The sequence below is a fragment of the Acinetobacter sp. ANC 5414 genome (genome assembly GCF_013004295.1).
Taxonomy (GTDB): domain Bacteria; phylum Pseudomonadota; class Gammaproteobacteria; order Pseudomonadales; family Moraxellaceae; genus Acinetobacter.
Genome location: NZ_JABERM010000033.1, coordinates 105,837 through 124,531, shown reverse-complemented (window position 1 = coordinate 124,531; position 18,695 = coordinate 105,837). Strand labels below are relative to the sequence as shown.

The window sequence follows — 18,695 nt, the reverse complement described above, 5'->3', positions numbered from 1 at the left end:
AGAACATATCTGATTAAAGAAACTCTTCCAATACCGAATTTAAAAACACATGTCCCTGCTCGGTACAAGACAAACGGTTTTGATCTTCAACCATCAACTTACGTGAACGTAATGAAGTTAAAAGTTCATCCAAACTTTCCAAATTTAAACCTGTACGCTCGTGATAAAGTTTTGCATCTACGCCATTATTTAAACGTAAGGCATTCATCATAAATTCAAACGGCATGTCTTCATCTTCAATACGTTTAAGCTGAAGATGCTCGGCAGGAACTTTGGCTAAATAATCTTTTGGCAAACGGGTTTTCTGGAAACGATACACGCCATCCGGCTGGGTAACTTTGCCATGCGCTCCAGCGCCAATCGCCAGATAATCACCAAATTGCCAGTAATTTAAATTATGTGCAGACGGCTTTTCTTTACGCCAAGCTGAGACTTCATAATTCACAAAACCTTGAGCTTTTAAATAGGCTTCGCCCTGTTCCTGAATATCTTCCAACACATCTTCAACGGGTAAAACAGGTTGGGTACGGAAAAATACTGTATTCGGTTCAATGGTCAGTTGATACCACGACACATGCGTTGCGCCATTTTCTACCGCCAGTTTTAAATCCAGTAACGCCTGCTCTAGAGTCTGCTCAGGCAAGCCATGCATTAAATCGACATTAATGCGTTCAAAACCGGCATTGCCGGCCAAATGAATGGCATTAACTGCATCATCATTGCTATGAATACGCCCTAATTTTTTCAGGTGATCCGTATTAAAACTTTGCACACCAATGGAAAGACGGTTAATCCCAGCCTCTAAATAACCGGCAAAGGGATCATGCTCCACCGTTCCCGGATTGGCTTCCAAAGTAATTTCACAGCCATCTTCAAACGGAATAATATGTTTCAGTTGCTCGAACAACCATACATAACCTTTGGCAGAAATTAAAGATGGCGTACCCCCACCAATAAAGACACTATGAATCTGGCGACCTTGAGCAAATTCAACCTGAGTTTTAAAGTCTGCAACCAGAGCCTGTAAATATTGCTGCTCTAAATCTAAAGACAATTTTCCATCCGGTACCGCATGTGAATTAAAGTCACAATACGGACACTTCCGCACACACCACGGCATGTGAATATATAAAGACAATGGAACAAGTGCAGGATTTAAATCAGCCAAGGAATAAGCTCAAAACAACAAAACAGGAAGATGAATATTTTAACATGACTGCATCAAGACTCTGAGAAATTCTCCGTGTTATTGTTTTAGACTAAGAAAAACCCAACAAGAATAAATGCTTAATATGATGAAAATATCAGCCCAGTTACTCTTGCTGATGCCCTTAGCCATGGGTATTGGTATAGCCATGACGTTTCAAACTGCGATTAATAGCCAGTTAAGAGAATCTCTATATTCACCTTTGCAAGCCGCCCTTTTCTCCTTTTTGGTTGGTACAATAGTACTCGCTGTGTTGGTGTTTTTTCAAAACGTTGATAAACCTAATCTTACAACTTTGGCTCAACTGCCGTGGTTTATGTGGCTGGGTGGGTTTTTAGGGGTCTATGCAATTAGTATCAGCATTTATACCGCGCCCAAACTGGGGTTTCTCACGCTCACAGGACTGATTGTTTTTGGACAGGTCATCACCTCAATGTTCCTCGATCATTTTGGTTTATTGGGTACAGAAAAAACAGCGATCAATTGGCAACGTCTATTCGGTGGCGTAGTGATTTTTATTGGTGTGCTTCTCACTTTACAACGCTAACACCTCATTATTCTAAGCACATGATGAGTAATTTTTGTGTCTAATGTCTCGTCGCTTACAACGACCCGTTATGAATTAAAACAACTCTTCCATTTGATGATTCCAATTTTGGTGACTCAATTTGCCCAAGCTGGTTTGGGACTAATTGATACCATTATGGCGGGGCATCTTTCCCCAACTGATCTGGCTGCCATTGCGGTCGGGGTAGGTTTGTGGATTCCGGTGATGCTGTTATTCAGTGGCATCATGATTGCAACCACACCTCTGGTTGCCGAAGCTAACGGTGCACGTACCCCTGAAAAAATTGCCACCATTGCACGGCAGTCACTTTGGGTGGCCTTTATTTTGGGGATCATTGCCGCACTGATTTTACAAATCATGCCGTTCTTGTTGCCTGTTTTAGGCGTACCTGAAGCTTTACTGCCTAAAGCAAGCTTGTTCTTGCATGCCATCGGTTTGGGTATGCCGGCTGTCACCATGTATGCAGCGCTACGTGGCTACTCGGAAGCCCTTGGCTATCCACGCCCTGTCACGGCAATTAGTCTGGGTGCATTGGTTGCACTGGTTCCACTGAACTTTATTTTTATGTATGGCTGGGGTCCAATTCCTGAACTGGGCAGTGCCGGCTGTGGTTTTGCTACGGCTATTTTGCAATGGTTGATGTTCATTGCTTTGGCCACTTATGTGTTTAAAGGCAAGGCTTACCGTAAAACTCAAGTCTTTGCGGCATGGGAAAAAATTGATCCTTATTGGGTAAAACGTATTTTACAGCTCGGTTTCCCGATTGGTTTAGCCATCTTTTTTGAAGTCAGTATTTTCAGTACTGCCGCGATTGTTTTAAGTCCTTTGGGTGAAACCTTGGTAGCCGCCCACCAGATTGCCATTTCTGTGACCTCACAATTGTTCATGATTCCAATGTCACTCGCGATTGCACTCACCATACGTGTTGGCACCTATTATGGTGAAAAAAACTGGCTGGCGATGCGTAAAGTTCAGTATCTGGGTTTACTGACCGGTACGATTTTAGCCCTTGCCACTATGGTATTGATTTGGTTCTTCCGTCCTGAAATTGTTTCGATTTACACTTCAGATTATGAGGTAGCACAAGTGGCAATGTATCTGCTGTTATTTGCGATTGCCTATCAGTTGATGGATGCATGGCAAGTCAGTGCAGCAGGTTGCCTGCGTGGTATGCAAGACACCAAAGGGCCCATGTGGATCACCATGATCGCTTATTGGGTGATTGCCTTCCCTGTGGGAATTTACCTGGCACGCTTTACCGAAATGAAAGCGGCTGGAGTTTGGGTTGGCTTAATTGTTGGTTTAACTGTTGCCTGTATACTGTTATTGACCCGATTATTTATGATGAATAACCGGATTAAAACGGCTTAAATATTTCGATCTCATTCCTTTTCTCATGAAAAAGGAATGAGATGAACAGCAACATGAATAAAAAACAATCATAAAAACTTCATCAATTTAAGCTTCAAAAAATGCTTATAATTTTTAAAATCGAATATTAAAAATGCAGCTTTTAACAATTTAAAGTAGGCAATATCGAGTTTAACGCCTATGATCATTGAAACACATCTTTGATGATCCTGAGGAATATCGCATGGCAAAAACGGCTAGCACACCCGGTCGTCGTTTTATGAAACTTGCCACTATGACGGCGAGCATCGCAACTAAAACCGTCTCAAATTCAATCAAAAATTTTAATGCCGACGAAGAACAAAAAAATGCCTCACGCAGTAAGCTTTTTCAAGATATAGGGCTACAAATTGCGGATACCCTTGGGGAAATGAAGGGTGCGGTCATGAAAGTGGGGCAAATTGCTTCACAATATAAAGACATCTTTCCACCTGAAGTCGCGCGTGCCATCAGCAAGTTACAGCGCCAAGCGCCTGCGATGCCTTTTGCTGAGATTAAAGCGCAAGTCGAAAAAGAACTGGGTAAGCCACTGAATCAAATCTTTAAGCACTTCGATGAACAGCCTTTTGCCGCGGCCTCGATTGGGCAAGTGCATAAAGCTTTTCTGCCGAATGGGCAGCAAGTAGTGGTTAAAGTGCAATATCCGGGTGTTGATGAAGCCTGCGAAAGTGACCTGAAACAAGTGCGTTTGGCTTTGCGTTTGATGGGTGTACTAAAAGTCGATCGCAAATTACAAGATCGGCTGTTCAAGGAAATTCAGGAAAGTCTGGACAATGAATTAAATTATGAGATTGAAGCGCAAAACCTCGAAGTCGCGCGTACATTCCATGAAGCTTTAGATACTAAAATTATTATTCCGCAAGTGTATAAAGACTATTCTTCACGGCATATTTTAACCTTGAGCCTAGAACAGGGTGAAAGTATTGAAACTGCGAGCACCTGGTCTCAAGCAACCCGCAATGAACTGGGTCGCCGTTTATTTCGTGCCATTGGGCAAGAGATTTTCTATTTAAAACGTTTCCATTGCGACCCGCATCCGGGCAACTTTGCTTTCCGTGAAGATGGCACGGTGATTATTTACGATTACGGCGGTGTAAAAACATTATCCAGTGCAACTGTGCAGCACTTTAAACATTTAGTTCAGTCTGCCCGAGAAGGCAATATTGCTGAGATGGAACAGCAGCTGAATGCCCTGCATGCCATTTCAGAACAAGGTAAATTCCCGGCCGAATTGTATAAGCAATGGTTAGAAGTATTGATGCGTCCACTGACCACCCTGTACGATTTTGAAGAAAACTCGGCACATCATGATGGAATGGAGTTGCTTAAACCCTCATTGAAGTATTGGGATATATTCAAGCCTTCACCAGAAACATTGATGGTGAATCGTACCGTGTCTGGACATTACTGGAACATGATTCATTTAAAAATGCATGACAATCTCAATGACCTGTTTGATGAACTGGTGCCACCGCGTCAATAAATCCTTTTTAAAACCCAAATACAGCTCCTGATTTGGGTTTTATTTGCCAAATTTAATGTTATATTATAACATAACAATATTACCAGTAATTTTGGAATTTATCATGCGCGCTAATATCCATCCAGAATATCGTGAAGTCCTGTTCCATGACACCAATGCAGATGCTTATTTCATTATTGGCAGTACCTTGCAAACCTCACAAACCAAGAGTTACCAAGGTCAGGACTATCCTTATGTGACTTTAGACATTTCCAGTGCATCGCATCCGTTTTATACCGGTGAGCAACGTCAAACCAGTAATGAAGGTCGCGTGGCAAGTTTCAATAAGCGTTTTGCGCGTTTCAAACGCTCACATTAACTTCATATTATTTTAAGATTTCAAGGTTAGTCTTAAAACTTGAAAAGCCCAAGCACTCTCCTCCAGCTTGGGCTTCTTTTTTATCTATTGTATTTTTTAGCTGAAACAGTATTCAGGTTTTATTTGCTGTGTAATAACCATTGAAACAGATAAAAACCCAATGCCAAAAATATTACACCCATAATCACACTTGAAATCACATAGCCCAAAGCCAGTGTAGTCTGACCATGTTTTAATAGCTGAAAGGTTTCTAAACCAAAACTGGAAAATGTGGTGAAGCCGCCTAAAATCCCGACCATCAAAAACAGCCGTGCTTCATTTTGTAAGCTTGGAAATTTTTGGCTATAGGCAAAGAATATGCCTGCAAGCAGGCAGCCAAAGATATTCACCCACCATGTCGTCCAGGGGAAAATGCTGGTCGGTTTCAGTAAAAATACGCCTGCGCCATAACGCAAACTTGCCCCAATCGCCCCACCCATCGCTACCAGTAACCAGCTCATTTATTTCATCCAGTATCGGGTGTGCACAACCCGTGTTTTATCCACAGCCCTGTTTTCATTGAACAATACTTTTGCATGATTCTGTATTTTTTACAAAGAAATAATGCTGAATAAAACACGTAAAAATTGCTATAGTCTTGCGGTTAAATTGACTATTTATATGGACTGAGAAAATAATGGCTCAAGATTTATTGGCACAACTTCAAGCAGGCGAAGCGAAATTTGCAGATGTGATTGCATATATTGAAGCCCGTTATAATCACACGCCAACCGCATTTAAAAATGGACAACAAGCCAATGCTGCGACTGAAAATCAGGGCAGTGCAAAAGTGTTTTCTTTTGCGCAATTGAACGGTTTAGATCAAGCACAGACTTTAAGCCTGTTTGCTGAACATTATGCTGCCGTGCTAGCGACACCTGAGGCAACTGACCACCAGAATATTCGCCAGTTTATGCAAAATGGTTGGGATGGTATCCAATTTGAAGGTCAGGCTTTAACTGCAAAATAAGTTTCTATATAAGTCTTAGAATATAAAAATCCCGCTTTAATAAAGCGGGATTTTTACTCCTCTCTTTCAAAAAGGGAGCCTTTAAAAGGATTAACCTTTTACTTTTTCAATCCATTCAATTGAACTGACGCGGAATAATTCGCAGGCACCATCACCAGTATCTGTCGGGGTTAGAGATGAGGTCCAGACCAAATCTTTATCTTTAATTTCAACCAACTCGCCTTTTAAACGCACCAAATCGCCCCGTTTTACATTTTTAATTTGCTTGGCAATTTGCGGGTTTGCCGGAATGATGTGCATATTCGACACCATCTGCATGGCTTGATCGGCAGGCACAGGTAGACGATCAATTTTCCAGTTTAGATAACGGTCATACTGATTCACCGAGATATGCCGTGCAATTTCAGGTTCGGCAAACAAGCCCCAACTCACAGCATAATCAATCGGCGAAAACTTGGCCTGTTCATCGTTAGTATAAATTTTCGAGCCTAAAATACGAAAATCACCTCTAAAGGATTGTAGTTTTTTAATCGACTGGTCTTTAGAGACAGGTGCCAAACCTTTAGAAATATTATGATCGACAGATGCGCTGGCGCTCACTTGTAACATGCAAGTTGCAAGTAAAGCACTGAATAATAATTGTCTAGTCATCTGTATACCTCAAAACGAATTTCTTTATTTTCAACTTTTATCTTAATTCATGAAACTTAAATGGCTATATGGACTTGGTAACAATATAGATATATTCAGTCACTTTTTTGTCTTATTAATTGACTGAAATATCCAGTAAGCTAAATAGATATAAAGAAAAATTAAGCGATCAATGATTTATAAATTTTATCAGCAGCATATTTTCCCGCATTTACTCAATCAGGTAATGCAAACGCCTAGCCTGATGGAGCAGCGTCGGGAATTACTGTTACCGATTTCAGGTGAAGTTCTAGAAATTGGCTTTGGTACCGGGGTTAATCTGCCTTTTTATCAAAATGTCGATACGTTATACGCACTCGAACCGAATGCAGATATTTATCAACTGGCAAGCAAACGCGTGCTTGAAAGTGCAATACATGTCCAGCATATTCAGGCCAATGCAGAAAATCTACCTTTTGCGGATAACAGCATCGAGCACATTGTCAGTACCTGGACTTTATGCAGTATTGAAAATTTACCCCAGGCTTTAACTGAATTGCACCGCGTACTCAAACCGACCGGTACTTTGCATTTGGTCGAACATGTTCAGTATCAGGACAACAAGACGCTTAAGCATTTACAGAATTTACTGACTCCGATTCAAAAGCGTTTGGCTGATGGTTGTCATCTCAACCGTAATATTGAGAAAGCCCTGTTAGATGCAAATTTCCGCTTTAAAGAACAACATTATTTCGATGCGACCGGGATTCCTAAAATTGGCAGTCGCATGTTCTTTGCCCGGGCTGAAAAAGCATAGCGGTTGGATTCGCTTAAATTCAACCCTCTGCTCAATACCTCTGTTGCCCAGATTGAATCTGGGCAAATTGTTTAGCTACACCACATTAATCATTAAAGTCGATGCGAACCGTTTCAAAACGCACCCGTCCATCACGAATCGCTTGGGCAATCGCCTGTTGCCCTTTAGTAAGGCGTGCGCCACCACTTTTAATATCAATCAGCACCACTTCAATATCTTCTGCCCGCCCTTCACCATCGCGTAGGTCGGTATAACCATCAAACACCACGTAATCAACCGGATCACCCAAGAATTTGGCATCACTGGGCAGGTATTGAAACTCGGGCATAATCGGCGCCATTTGCTCTGCCATTTTGCCTTTTAACACCGCACGACTGGTATTGACACTACGCTTTTGTGCATGGATTAAAGCCTGTTGATGCTCTAACTCCAGCTCAGCAATGTATTGCTCATACTCTGCTTTGACCCGTCCATTACGGGTATTGCTTAAAATCAGGGTAGTTAATACCACTCCTATACACGCACCAATCAACATTGCCATCCAGATGGACATTATTCTTTCCTAATTCAAAAATTTACTACCACATGACATGCATCTTTAAGACTTTTGTCATGTGTCATATTCATCGCATCAAACAATGATATGCTAGGGCGGAGCAGAATAAAATCGTCAGGGTCATGAAAACAATCTTAATTGCAAATCAAAAAGGTGGATGTGGTAAAACCATTACCGCAATCAGTCTGGCTGCGGCTTTAGCACAAAAAGGTTATCGGGTTGCACTTGCCGATGCCGACAACCAAAAATCAACTATGCAATGGCTTAAACACCGCCCTGAAGATGCTGCCCCGATTCAAAGCCTGGACTGGCGTCCTGGAAAATCATTTGATAATGTGCCTAAAAATTTAGAATATCTGATTATTGATGCGCCCGGGGCACTTTCTGGTGAACATGCTGAACAACTGATTGGGGAAGCGCACGCCATTATCACCCCATTACAACCCTCTTTTTTCGATATCGACAGCACGCGCCGTTTCTTGAAACATTTACAGGACATCAAGCGTATTCGCAAAGGTAAAGTGCAAATTTTACTTCTGGCCAATCGCGTTAAAGCCAATAGTGCCAGCGCTAAAGAAATTCAGGATTTTTTCAACAAAATTGAACAGCAACCGGTGGCCTGGATTTCTGAACGCACGGCTTATAGTCAGTTAGCGATGCAAGGTCTAACCGTATTTGATAAAACGCAAAAAAACTATTTAAGCATGCAAAATCAGTGGCAGCCGGTTTTAAATGCCATTATTGATGATCCGACCAAATGGTTTTAGGGTCTTATAAGGTCTAGCTTTCCGTCTAGAAGCAGTGTTTGCTTATTGATTATTCACTAGAAGTTACTCGGCATTCATTTTCGCGAGCTTTTTTTTCAGTTAAGATGGCATGGACCTTAGAAACAAATCAGTGAATGCAGTGCAACAGTACGCGCCAACATTACAAAAAGTATTATTATTTGGATTGTTTTTCATCCTCCTTTTCTTGAGTTTTAACGTCCTCAAATACTTTATTGTGCCTGTACTTTGGGCAGCCATTATTGCCTATATGACCTGGCCCTGGTATCAATGGATTTACCGCAAGTCTGGCTCACGTGCCACGCTGAGTGCGACCATCATGATCAGCCTGATTATTTTGCTGATCGGTATTCCGCTGACCTTCGGTATTTTCATGCTGCAGCATGAAGGTCGAAATTTATATTATGAATTGCAAAAACAGGTGTTTTCAGGTCATTTAAATGTTCCGCAATTTATTCGCGACTTACCGTTTATCGGCAAGGAAATCAGCCGAACCTTAAATGATATCAATACCGATCCGAACAGTATTGTACAAAATGTTTCCATCTGGATTCAGGGTCATCTCAATTATGGTCGTTTCGTTTTAAATGAAATTGGTAAAAACATCGTCAAACTATGTTTTGCCGTATTGTCACTGTTCTTTTTCTACCGTGATGGTCAAACCATTCTGAACCAGGTCAGCAAGGCTCTGGAAATGATCATTGGCCCACGGATTCATCATTATCTAGATACCATTTCTGAAACGACACGTGCTGTAGTGTATGGGGTAGGTTTAACTGCGGTGGCACAAGCCATATTAGCCGGTTTAAGTTATTTTGTTGCCGGTGTACCCAACCCAATGGTACTGACCATTGTAACCTTCTTGTTGGCACTAATTCCGTTTGGAACACCCATAGCTTACGGTTCAGTTGCATTATGGCTGTTCTCTCAAGGACAAACCATGGAAGCCATTGGGGTGATGGTCTGGGGTGTCTGTATTGTCAGTACTTCGGATAATGTGATTCGTCCACTGGTGATTTCAGGTGCCACCCAAATTCCCTTCTTGCTGATTATGTTCGGGGTGCTAGGGGGTATTGCGAGTTTTGGTCTGGTCGGTCTGTTTATTGGTCCGGTGATTCTTGCGGTGTTGCTGGCGATTTGGCGTGAATGGCTACATGAAACCAATGAATTTGGTCCCTTCATGATGCCGAAATCGACCATGGCGTATGATCTTGACGATGATAAAAATGAAACCAATCCAGATAAAACTTAAGCTTAAAGTTTAAGAAACTCATACAGTCAAATACTTAATCATTATTGAATTGCATCTGATGCCTTGTTTGAATGATCAAGGTCATAATAAAACAAAAGGATGCAACTCAATGTTGTCTTCACTATTCAAATTAACGACGCTCTGTGCCATTGCAGGTTTTGCAATGGTGGGCTGTGCAAACTCCCCTACCTCATCTCATGAAGCTCACCATCAGACAACCGTTCATGCGGTATCGGCTCAAGGCGTCGGCAAAGCCATTGGTACGATTAAATTCAAAGACAGTCCAGCGGGCTTAGTGCTTATGACTGACTTGGCTGAACTGCCACCCGGCCCACACGGTTTCCATATCCATGAAAAAGGTTCCTGTGACCCGGCTGAAAAAGATGGAAAAATCGGTGCGGCGATTGCAGCGGGTGGTCACTTTAACCCGAATCACGCACCGCATCACGGAACGCCACTTACCGGTCATTTAGGGGATTTACCTGTATTAAATGTTGATACTCAAGGTAACGCAAAAGTTACTTTAGTGGCACCACGTTTAAAAATGGCTGATGTTCAAGGTTTAGCAATTATGGTTCATGCCGGTGGTGATAACTATTCCGACCAACCTAAACCTCTGGGTGGTGGTGGCGACCGTATTGCCTGTGGTCTGATTAAATAATTGTCCTAAAAAATATAAACAAAAAGCAGACGCAACGTCTGCTTTTTTGCTCCACAAATTGCGAAATGATTCAAACAACTCCCTGAATTAAAACGATCATAAATTGACACAACAAATAAAAAAGCTCACGCTGTATCCACAATAATTGATCTTTAGAAAAATCGTGAATAGCCTGAAAGACTTAATTCAACGCTTTAAATCCAATTCCATTTTAATTTATTGTCTGCAAATTTTTATTGTCCTGAGTGGAACTACCTTAGGCTTACTGTTTTTAGGTTATGAAGCCTTAATTGTTCCGGTGACATTAGGTGCCATTGCTACTGCCCTGACCGACTTTGATGATCGCCTGAGTATTCGCTTACGTAATCTGCTCTATGTCTGCATTCTGTTTTTTGGCGTCAGCAGCATTCTTGAATTTCTCTATCCTTATAAACTGCTTTTCATTTTGTATTTATCCTTGTCGAGTGCAGCCTTTATTTTAATGGGCGCACTGGGACAGCGTTATGCCACTATTTCTTTTGGCACCATTTTACTGTCCATTTACACCATGTTTGGACTGGGTGAATACAGCCAATGGTATCAGCAGTCGAGCTATTTTGTACTGGGTGCGCTGTGGTATGGTCTGACGTCAATCATCTTTTATTTACTCAAACCCACCCAAGCAGTCCAAGACAATTTGGCTGCAAACTTCAATGCCATTGCCGCCTTACTGTTGGCCAAAGCTCATCTGTTTGATCCCGATAATACCGACAACATTGAACCGCTGCTGTATGAGCTTTCCTTAAAAAACAGTGAAGTGGTGCAGAGCCTGAATACCACCAAGGCATCGTTACTCACCCGTTTAAAAGCCTCGCGTGCCAATAAAAACACCATTTACTGGCTCAATCTTTATTTTCTGGCACAAGACATTCATGAGCAGGCGACATCCAATTATCTGCATTACGAAAATATTCATCAAAACTTTAGCCGTACCGACCTGATTTTCCGAATTCAGAAAAATGTAAAACTTCATGCCCTCTCCTGTCAGAAACTGGCGCAGGATATTCTTACCCATCATAACTATCTAGCTAATCCAGACACGGATCTTGCGATTGCCAATCTGGAAAATTCGATTCAATTATGGATTGAGGAAAATCCGCAGAATTTAGAGGTGAAAAACCTGCTGCTGATTTTGCGTAATCTGAAAAAAATTCAGGAACAGTTTTTAAATTTGAGTCATGAACAAAACAATTATCGTCAAAACTATCTTCAGCATCAGGAAAATTTAAATCTGCTGGATGATGATATTCATGATCTTCCCGACTTATGGCTGAAACTGAAACAACATCTCACCCCAAATTCAGCACTATTCCGGCATGCAGTACGGATTGCCTTTGTTTTTGCGGTGGGTTATGCAATCTCATTAATGCCATTCGCCAAAAATGGTTACTGGATTTTACTCACCAGTTTATTTGTCTGCCAGATCAGCTATTTCGCCACCAAAAGCCGTTTGAAACTGCGGACTTTAGGCACAGTTTTAGGGGTGCTGCTCGGTATTCCAATATTGTATTTCGTGCCGAGTATTGAAGGACAACTGGTTCTGACCATTATTTCTGGTGTGTATTTTTTCTATTTACGTTCCAAAAAATATGCCATGGCAACATTGATGGCAACCTTAATGGTTCTGCTGATTTTCAATTTAAAAGGTGCAGGTTATGCCATTATTTTACCACGCATTGTCGATACCCTTTTAGGCTGTCTGATTGCCTGGTTTGCGGTGAGTTTTATTTGGCCAGACTGGAACTTCCGTAATATTTCCAGCACCATCAAAAAGAGTAATCAAGCGACTTTGGACTATTTCGATGCGGTGGTGAAGCAATACCAGTTCGGTAAAAACAATAGTCTAGATTATCGTCGAGCACGCCGCACAGCGCACAATGCACAAATTGAACTGTCGAGCATGATTTCCAGTCTCAGTACCGAACCGAATCCTGACCAAGCGCTGATTCATTCTGCCTTTCGTTATCTGGTGTATAGCCACAGTCAACTCAGTTATGTTTCGGCTTTGGGCAGTCACCGCGAACAGGTTCAAGATGCACAAGTACTGGATTTAATGCTGTGGTGTAAAGACACTTTGTTCGCCGTACTGTTACAGCAACAGCCTTTAGATACAGAAAAAATTCAAGATAAACTCATTGAAATTAAGCAGATGAGTGAGCAAGAAAACCTGTCTGAAGATTTATTACTCGTACTGAAACAGATTAGCTTATTACTCGAAACACTGCCAGAATTGTTAAATTTGAGAACCGAATTATGGACGCAGGAGATCAAATAACCCGAGTTCAGCACTTGGTTATAAGTATTTGATATATTTTATAAATACATCAAATTTTGATTCACCCCTGCGGCAATATTAAGTACACTCAGGGTTCATTCTCATTGATTTAAGCATGACCATGCATATTCAAACTTTACGTATTGTCGGTCTTTTGGAAGGTATTTCTTTTCTACTGCTTTTGTTCATCGCGATGCCGATGAAATATGTGCTGGATAATCCAATTTTGGTGAAATATGTCGGTATGGGGCACGGCGTACTGTTTATTCTATTCTTGATTGTTTTATTTACCGTTTGCGAAAAACAGAAATGGTCGATCTACATGTTTATTCTGGGTTTAATCGCATCCATTTTACCGTTCGGAACTTTTGTTTTTGATCGCAAATTAAAGAACTTTGAACAACCAATCGCTGAACCCGAAGTATAGTTTCTGATTAAAAGGTTATTTATTTTTTCAGGTAATAACCCGCAACACCTATTGTTTCAAGGATTGATTTTTTTATTAAACTCCCAGAATATACCTTCATCCTTTGTGCAATATATTCCTCATCTCCTATGGGAAGAAAATACTGATTTCAAACTGGTATATTCCCCCTCCTTTCAGGAGGGGTTAGGGGAGGTAAAATTATGATTAACCTCTCACCTTGCGGAATATATTCCTCATCTCCCACAAGGAGAAGGAGCTCCCCCTAAAACCTTCCCTGCTCCACCCGTTCTTTTAAAATGTCTTTGAGCATCGTTCGAGGGAAACTGAACCACAGCGCGATTAAAATAAAACAGCCCACCGCATAGGCCCAAAGATGGTATTGCTCATACATCATCCGAACCAGTTCAATAATGATAAAGAAGCTGAACATCAACAGCATCGACACTGCTGCTGTGACTGTACCTTTGGAAACTTCCGATGACATCAACGCAAAACGGTACAGCACCGAAAAACTGATGCCTTCACCAAAGCTGATTAAAGTCATGCCTGCAATTAAGCACCAGATCAGATAATCCTGCCAGATCACACCAGCCAGTAAAATCACGGTTCCGAGTAACATAATCGGCAAGCCAATCAGTACCGATTTTCCCAAAGCCAGTTTGTCGATAATTTTAATCAGCACGATATTACCAACAATTAATCCACCCAAGACCGGAAATTGTGCCAAGCCGTATTGCATGCTGCTAAAACCCAGTTCTTCCACCAGCATCACCGGTGAAAGTGCAATCCACAGCATTAATGGCATACTGACCATCGGCAATGCCAAAGTCATGATTAAAAAACGTTTGTTTTTATAGACCTGTTTAAAGTCATCCAAAATATAACTGAGCGGCTGTTTTGGAATGCTCACCTTTGTATCCGGCATTTTGGCTTTTAAACCGAACCAGCTTAAAAAGGCCAAAAATGCGATACCAACAAAACCCCAATGCCAAGAGATATGATCAATCAGAAATGCTCCAACTACTGGACCGAGTAATGGGGCAAGCAAGGAAATGTTTGCCATCAGTGCCATGACTTTAATCGCGTCGCGTTCTTCAAAGGTTTCCTGAATTGCGGCATAACCCACTGCGGAAATAACTGTTAAGCCAATCCCTTGTAAAAAGCGCAGTGCTAAAAAGCTTTCAATATTTTTCGTCAGTAAAATTAACAAGCAGCACAGTACAAAAAATAGTACCCCTGCGAGCAGCACTTTTTTTCGTCCTAGTCGGTCGGACAATGGACCCAATAACCATGCCACACATGCTCCGCCAAGCAGATAAAACGACATGGAAGATGGTGCCCATGAACTGCTTACGCCAAAGTCTTTGGTAATGGCGAGCATGGCCGGTTGAACCAAGTCGTTGCCGATATAGACGGAAAATTCAAACAGAACCAATGCCAATGGAAACATCAGCGTGGCACGGTTTAAGGTGGCGGTTTGAACTTTTTGCATTGTTTTTCTACATATATTTTAGGCTTGTAGGGCTACGCACTATTTTTAGGGAGAGAAGCGTCAGCCCAATGACAAGCATTGAGTGTTTAAATTAAATTTCGGAAATGCACTGGGTGATAAGTGACTTAAAACATCGTATTCACAAGATGTCTAAAAAGATAAAAGTGTTTCGTGAGAAATATTTGTCTCAAACAAAAACACCTACTGGTTTGAGTAGGTGTAGTTTAGCAGAGACGATAAAAAGAGAGAAATTAGGCTTCTTCGGATTTTCGCAATTCGACTGGTTGAATATTATTAATTTTTACAACATTAGGATTCGGCTCAAATTTAAGCCAACCTTTTTTCATCCATGTTTCGACTTTTTCTTTTCCTAACACATGTAATAAATTAGCTAGTAATTCAAAATTTGCTTGTTTACTAAAATAAAAAATAATTACTCTAACATATTGATCTTTTTCTAAGTTAAATGAAAATAGCTCATGTATGTATTCTTGATCTGAGCTATCAAGAGAATGCCCCCAGATATAAAAGTTAAAAAAACTTTAATCCCTTATCGATCATAGTTCTTCCTCTTTTGATGCTTTTAAAAACATCAGTCGAATCATCTAAAAATGAATAATCCGTCTGTTTTAATAACTTTTGATGATATTTAGTAAAACCATAAGCTTTTATTTTTTTCAATGATTCATCTGCCAAGTCTGAAACACCTAAAACAATATTTTGTTTCTCTCCTGACGAACCATGCAAATAATCCACTTCAACATTTTTATGAATTCGTTGATATGTGTTTGTATAATTAAATGAATAAATTTTATCTGGATCCAACCAATTTTCAGACTTAATCCTAAATTGATTGCTTTCTTTTAAATTCTTTACGATTGTTTCCAAGTAAAAATTAAATAATTGTATAAAATCTTCTAACTGTTTAGCCAGATAATCAATAAAATGGTTGGGGCTAAAACCATTAGACCTGTTGGCACCATTACAAAATTTCTTATGAATATTAATAAAAATTCCCGTTGTAGTTTTAAATGGTTTTCCAGTTCGTAAATCTCTTGATAGAACCCTACCCATATTTTCTTTGACTGTTAGATGAAAGAAATTCAATGTGTTCAAATTTTTATTGTTAATTTTTGGTTTAGAATTATCGGTACCATTAAAATAATTTAGTATTTCTTCCTCTGTTTCAATATTTTCAATCTCTTGAATTTTCTTTCCAACTAAAGTTAAAACGCTTTCAATTTTTTGTTAGAAATCAATCCACGTTTTGATCTCCACGACATGATTTTTAAAATATTGATACCAACAGTTATGAGATAATCTATATTGAATTTTAATAACATCTTGGGTAGAAAGGAGGATACTATCAGTTAAATAATGTTCCTTTGTTTTCCCTATGAAATTAGGATCTCGTGTTTTAAAAAATAACTCATCAAAATTCATATGATAAGGAGATGGTTCCATTTCATTACGCTTTTGAAAAATTTTGTCTAATTCTTCTAACCATTCTTCTATTTTTCTTTCAGACAAATTTTCAGGTAAACCACCTGTATTTTTATCTTCAATCGCACTCATTACATCCATAAAGTGGTCATACTTCGTCGGTAAGTAATGCGACAAATCAAAGCCATTTCCCACAATCAAAATATTCATTTTTATTCTTACCCCAAAACACAAAAAAGCGCATCAACCGATACGCTTTTTATGAGGCAAAACAACCTGATTTTCAACCATAAATCAAATATTTATTAAGAGCATTTTGCTTTTTGAAAAGACTTGGTATTTTTGCTGCGCATACATTGATACTCAGTTTGCATACCTGTTTTCTTCCAATCACCCTCTACATTTTTAAAACTGTACGTGGTACGAATCGAACGAACCGAATCATCTTTTAAACCCGTTTCAGTTACTTTTACCTGTGCAGCAGTTGGTGACTCGGCACTGTTAAAATATTGACGAATTTCAACCGTTGCCGAGTTCTTACGCAAGTCAGGTCTTTCTTTCAAGACTTGTTGCAAAGGCGTATCTGATGAACCAAGACTGACTTTAGATGCTAATTTTTTTGTTGTTGCACAACCCGTTGTGATTAAACCCAAACAAATTATAGAGGTAGACAATAGACGTAACATTGGGAAATCTCCCCCATAAAAAAAAGGCACTCCATCTATGATGCCATGCCTTTTTTTCTTACTCGATGACAGTTATGTAGTCATCAGTAAAACAGCTTTAGATCAAATATTAAAGATCGAACAATTTGCCCGGATTCATAATACCGTTTGGATCGAATACCTGTTTCAATGCTTTCATGTAGCCAATTTCTTCTTCAGAACGAGTGTAATTAAGATATGGCTTTTTGGTCATACCGACACCGTGTTCCGCAGAGATCGAACCGTCATATTTTTTCACAGTTTCGAACACGTATTTATTCACCACCTGACATTTGGCAAAGAATTCATCTTTGCTTAAATCAGCAGGTTTCAAGATATTCAAGTGCAAGTTACCATCACCAATATGACCGAACCAACAAATTTCAAAGTCAGGGTAATTCGCTTCCACAATCGCATCAATTTCTTTAATAAATGCAGGAACGTGGGTAATTAATACTGAAATGTCATTTTTGTATGGTGTGAACGGCGCGATTGATTCAGAAATATCTTCACGTAAACGCCATAAGCTATGTACTTGGTCAAGGTTTTGGCTCATTACACCATCAAGCACCCAGCCTTCTTCCATACAATGCTCAAAGATTTCCATCGCAGCATCCATGATTGGTTCAAATGGTGCTTCAAATTCAAGCAATACATAGAAAGGACAAGCCGTTTCAAATGGACGTTGCACGTGACCATGATCCAGCACTTTCTGCATGGCCAATTCACCAAAGAATTCGAACGCAGTCAAATCAATTTTATTCTGGAACGCGTGAAGTACCGGCATGATTGCATCAAAGTCAGGCACACCTAATACCATCACTTGTAGGTCATGCGGTTGACGCTCAAGCTTGATTTCAGCTTCAGTCACCAAACCTAGCGTCCCTTCACCACCAATGAATAAATGTTGAAGTGCATAACCGGTTGCATTCTTGATCATGCCTTTGTTCAGACGCAGGATGTCACCTTTACCTGTTACAACGGTCAAACCAAGCACCCAGTTACGGGTCATGCCGTATTTAATCACTTTGATCCCGCCGGCATTGGTGCCGATGTTGCCACCAATTTGTGAAGAACCTGAAGATGCAAAATCCACCGGATAATACATGCCCTGTTCTTCAGCATAATTCTGCAATTGTTCAGTCACCACACCCGCTTGTACACGTACCATACGGTCTGCAGGGAAGAACTCCAGAATCTGGTTCATCTTGTCCATGCTAACGACAATTTCACCGTTCGATGCCACAGCACCGGCAGATAAACCAGTACGACCGCCCGATGGCGTGATGGCAATATTGTGTTCATTCGCAAATTTAACAATCGCCTGCACCTGTTCCGTGCTCGATGGAAAAACGATGACTGATGGATTTGGATCGAAATGCTTGGTGTAGTCTTTGCCCCAGGCATCGAGACTAGCAGCATCAGTTTTAATGCGGTTTTCACCGACAATGACTGTCAATTGGTTTAATAACTCAGGTGTTAAAGCGACTGGAGCATTCATCGTTTGCAGACCTAGCAAGAAATATACAAGTGGTGGATGGTCTATAGATCATTCATTTGTAAAAAGATTAACAATGCA

At 40.5% G+C, this 18,695-nt stretch carries 20 protein-coding genes; 11 read left to right on the top strand and 9 right to left on the bottom strand.

Features of this window, described 5'->3' with window-relative positions; translation table 11 throughout:
- Positions 1–13: 13 nt before the first annotated feature.
- On the bottom strand, positions 14–1,168 hold the full coding sequence (gene hemW / locus HLH18_RS14915) for a radical SAM family heme chaperone HemW (protein WP_171547452.1): 1,155 nt from the start codon (positions 1,166–1,168) through the stop codon (positions 14–16).
- A gap of 124 nt (positions 1,169–1,292) precedes the next feature.
- On the opposite strand from hemW, the gene HLH18_RS14910 reads away from it, so the two are divergent.
- The 4 genes from HLH18_RS14910 (at position 1,293) to HLH18_RS14895 (ending at position 5,026) form a co-directional block, all read left to right on the top strand.
- A complete protein-coding gene (locus HLH18_RS14910; RefSeq protein WP_171547451.1) occupies positions 1,293–1,754 on the top strand; it encodes a DMT family transporter in 462 nt (153 codons plus the stop codon).
- A gap of 36 nt (positions 1,755–1,790) precedes the next feature.
- Complete coding sequence (locus HLH18_RS14905) at positions 1,791–3,146, top strand: MATE family efflux transporter (protein WP_350643624.1); 1,356 nt, start codon at positions 1,791–1,793, stop codon at positions 3,144–3,146.
- A gap of 223 nt (positions 3,147–3,369) precedes the next feature.
- A complete protein-coding gene (locus tag HLH18_RS14900) occupies positions 3,370–4,668 on the top strand; it encodes an ABC1 kinase family protein (RefSeq protein ID WP_171547450.1) in 1,299 nt (432 codons plus the stop codon).
- Between the two features lie 103 nt (positions 4,669–4,771).
- Positions 4,772–5,026: a type B 50S ribosomal protein L31 gene (locus HLH18_RS14895; protein ID WP_171547449.1), complete on the top strand. Its 255-nt coding sequence runs from the start codon at positions 4,772–4,774 to the stop codon at positions 5,024–5,026.
- A 119-nt stretch (positions 5,027–5,145) separates the two neighbouring features.
- Here HLH18_RS14895 and crcB read toward each other — a convergent pair whose 3' ends face one another.
- Positions 5,146–5,526, bottom strand: a complete 381-nt coding sequence (gene crcB, locus HLH18_RS14890; RefSeq protein ID WP_171547448.1) for a fluoride efflux transporter CrcB — start codon at positions 5,524–5,526, stop codon at positions 5,146–5,148.
- Positions 5,527–5,702: 176 nt separating this feature from the next.
- Here crcB and HLH18_RS14885 point away from each other — a divergent pair, with 176 nt between their 5' ends.
- Complete coding sequence (locus tag HLH18_RS14885) at positions 5,703–6,035, top strand: HopJ type III effector protein (protein ID WP_171540874.1); 333 nt, start codon at positions 5,703–5,705, stop codon at positions 6,033–6,035.
- Positions 6,036–6,125: 90 nt separating this feature from the next.
- On the opposite strand, the gene HLH18_RS14880 is transcribed toward HLH18_RS14885, so the two are convergent.
- Positions 6,126–6,686, bottom strand: a complete 561-nt coding sequence (locus HLH18_RS14880; RefSeq protein WP_171547447.1) for a hypothetical protein — start codon at positions 6,684–6,686, stop codon at positions 6,126–6,128.
- A 172-nt stretch (positions 6,687–6,858) separates the two neighbouring features.
- Here HLH18_RS14880 and HLH18_RS14875 point away from each other — a divergent pair, with 172 nt between their 5' ends.
- Positions 6,859–7,482 carry a class I SAM-dependent methyltransferase gene (locus HLH18_RS14875; protein ID WP_171547446.1) on the top strand — a complete coding sequence of 208 codons (624 nt, stop codon included), beginning with the start codon at positions 6,859–6,861 and terminating at the stop codon, positions 7,480–7,482.
- An 85-nt stretch (positions 7,483–7,567) separates the two neighbouring features.
- On the opposite strand, the gene HLH18_RS14870 is transcribed toward HLH18_RS14875, so the two are convergent.
- On the bottom strand, positions 7,568–8,035 hold the full coding sequence (locus HLH18_RS14870; protein WP_171547445.1) for a Holliday junction resolvase-like protein: 468 nt from the start codon (positions 8,033–8,035) through the stop codon (positions 7,568–7,570).
- Positions 8,036–8,160: 125 nt separating this feature from the next.
- On the opposite strand from HLH18_RS14870, the gene HLH18_RS14865 reads away from it, so the two are divergent.
- The 5 genes from HLH18_RS14865 to HLH18_RS14845 all read left to right on the top strand — a co-directional run bounded on the left by HLH18_RS14865 (position 8,161) and on the right by HLH18_RS14845 (position 13,477).
- Positions 8,161–8,805 (top strand): ParA family protein, encoded by a 645-nt coding sequence (locus tag HLH18_RS14865; RefSeq protein ID WP_171547444.1) that lies wholly within the window; start codon positions 8,161–8,163, stop codon positions 8,803–8,805.
- A gap of 139 nt (positions 8,806–8,944) precedes the next feature.
- Complete coding sequence (locus HLH18_RS14860; RefSeq protein WP_171547509.1) at positions 8,945–10,075, top strand: AI-2E family transporter; 1,131 nt, start codon at positions 8,945–8,947, stop codon at positions 10,073–10,075.
- 112 nt (positions 10,076–10,187) lie between these two features.
- Positions 10,188–10,736, top strand: a complete 549-nt coding sequence (gene sodC / locus HLH18_RS14855) for a superoxide dismutase [Cu-Zn] SodC (protein WP_502708153.1) — start codon at positions 10,188–10,190, stop codon at positions 10,734–10,736.
- 163 nt (positions 10,737–10,899) lie between these two features.
- Positions 10,900–13,050: a YccS family putative transporter gene (gene yccS, locus HLH18_RS14850; protein WP_171547442.1), complete on the top strand. Its 2,151-nt coding sequence runs from the start codon at positions 10,900–10,902 to the stop codon at positions 13,048–13,050.
- 121 nt (positions 13,051–13,171) lie between these two features.
- A complete protein-coding gene (locus HLH18_RS14845; RefSeq protein ID WP_171547508.1) occupies positions 13,172–13,477 on the top strand; it encodes a DUF3817 domain-containing protein in 306 nt (101 codons plus the stop codon).
- A 262-nt stretch (positions 13,478–13,739) separates the two neighbouring features.
- On the opposite strand, the gene craA is transcribed toward HLH18_RS14845, so the two are convergent.
- The 5 genes from craA to HLH18_RS14820 all read right to left on the bottom strand — a co-directional run bounded on the left by craA (position 13,740) and on the right by HLH18_RS14820 (position 18,617).
- Positions 13,740–14,969: a chloramphenicol efflux MFS transporter CraA gene (gene craA / locus HLH18_RS14840; protein ID WP_171547441.1), complete on the bottom strand. Its 1,230-nt coding sequence runs from the start codon at positions 14,967–14,969 to the stop codon at positions 13,740–13,742.
- Positions 14,970–15,500: 531 nt separating this feature from the next.
- Positions 15,501–16,085, bottom strand: coding sequence for an AbiH family protein (locus tag HLH18_RS14835; protein WP_171547440.1), 585 nt, complete (start codon positions 16,083–16,085; stop codon positions 15,501–15,503).
- 132 nt (positions 16,086–16,217) lie between these two features.
- Positions 16,218–16,622 (bottom strand): AbiH family protein, encoded by a 405-nt coding sequence (locus tag HLH18_RS14830; protein WP_171547439.1) that lies wholly within the window; start codon positions 16,620–16,622, stop codon positions 16,218–16,220.
- 95 nt (positions 16,623–16,717) lie between these two features.
- The gene (locus tag HLH18_RS14825; RefSeq protein ID WP_171547438.1) at positions 16,718–17,098 is read right to left on the bottom strand and encodes a hypothetical protein; all 381 of its coding nucleotides are present in this window, start codon (positions 17,096–17,098) and stop codon (positions 16,718–16,720) included.
- A gap of 109 nt (positions 17,099–17,207) precedes the next feature.
- Positions 17,208–18,617, bottom strand: coding sequence for a D-2-hydroxyglutarate dehydrogenase (locus tag HLH18_RS14820; protein ID WP_171547437.1), 1,410 nt, complete (start codon positions 18,615–18,617; stop codon positions 17,208–17,210).
- Positions 18,618–18,695: the final 78 nt, after the last annotated feature.